The organism is Vibrio sp. Vb1554, assembly GCF_033344235.1.
The window spans coordinates 1-1358 of record NZ_JAWPOJ010000210.1; the positions used below are offsets into that span (position 1 = coordinate 1).

Genomic DNA, 1358 nt, shown 5'->3' on the forward strand with positions numbered 1-1358 from the left:
TGCCATTGAGCATTGCCTGTTAGACATTCAAATTTCCAAACAAAAATAGCCTCATTGTCGAGGCTATTTTTGTTTCTACGGAAGATAAAAATGGGCAACTTTAATCGAGTGATTTCTTAAACCTTAGTGACGCGACGACCAATCCAAATACGGTAAACCCGAGCAACCAAAGGGTATCTCGCCATAAGTCCATCAGATCCGCTCCTCGCAACACTATGCCTCTAATCATGCGCATAAAGTGAGTGGCGGGCAGGGCTTCTGAAATCCACTGTGCTGCGACTGGCATGCCCTCGTAAGGGAACATAAATCCAGAAAGCAGAATCGAAGGCAGAAGAATGAACACTGTCATTTGCATCGCTTGAAGCTGTGTTGTGGCGATGGTGGATATGACCAATCCTAAAGTTAAGCTGGCGGCGATAAACAACAAGGTTCCAAACAGAATTTGGCTGATTGCACCGTTAATCGGTACGCCGAAAATCCAATGTCCCAACCCTAGAATGATGAAAACCTGAATTAAGCCGACAAAGATATACGGCACGATTTTCGCCACCATTAGCTCTATCGAGTGGATGGGCGTGGTGATCAATAGCTCCAAATTTCCCCGTTCACGTTCTCGTACAATCGCGGCACTGGTGAACAAAATCATCGTCATGGTGAGAATCACACCGAGTAAGCCGGGTACGATGTTGACCGCAGAACGCCGACTTGGGTTGTAGTAGAGTGCGACTTCGAATGTTTTGCTTGGCGCTGGGCGAATCTCGAAATCAAAATCGGTCAATGGCATGGTTTGCAACGACAATATTGCCGAGCTGATCATGGTATCTGACCCATCCACAATCCATTGCCCAAGCTCTCGACCTTGCATCATGCGTTGTGTGAGATCGCTTGGCAAAATCAGCACGGCGCGCACAATACCATCTTGAATCGCTTGTTCAGCCTCTTGCGCGGTGGCATAGGTTTCTTTGATATCCACCACTTGAGTGACTTTTACGGACTGGGTAATGATCCGCCCGGCGGTACTGCCACTTTGATCGACAACACCTACCGGAATGTTGCGAATGTCCGTATTGATTGCGAAACCGAACAGCAAAAGCTGGATAAGTGGGATCATCACCACCATGCCAAAGGTGATGCGATCACGCGATAACTGACGCAGCTCTTTAACCACAATCGCTTTCATGCGAAACAGCGCGTTCATTGGCGACCCTCCCCTGTGACCGAAACAAACACATCTTCCAAACTGGGTCGAGCCAGGTTCATTTCCGCTTGTTGCAGATGAGGAAATTGGCTTTTCAACCACGCAATTGGATCGGGTACGCTCTGGTCAATCAGCACCCGCAAACGAATACCGATCTGAG

Annotated in this window: 1 protein-coding gene and 1 pseudogene; both read right to left on the reverse strand. The window is 48.2% G+C overall.

All coding sequences use genetic code 11. The annotated features are described in order from the left end of the window. Window positions 1-100: 100 nt before the first annotated feature. Window positions 101-1198, reverse strand: a complete 1098-nt coding sequence (locus R8N28_RS25020; RefSeq protein ID WP_318183641.1) for an ABC transporter permease — start codon at window positions 1196-1198, stop codon at window positions 101-103. Beyond that, a pseudogene (locus R8N28_RS25025) lies at window positions 1195-1358 on the reverse strand (ABC transporter ATP-binding protein); the annotation flags it as partial. The gene R8N28_RS25020 and the pseudogene R8N28_RS25025, both read right to left, overlap by 4 nt.

Excerpts from the sequence above, each read along its gene's own strand:
- R8N28_RS25020 (WP_318183641.1), bottom strand. The coding sequence starts at position 1,198 with ATGAACGCGCTGTTTCGCATGAAAGCGATTGTGGTTAAAGAGCTGCGT.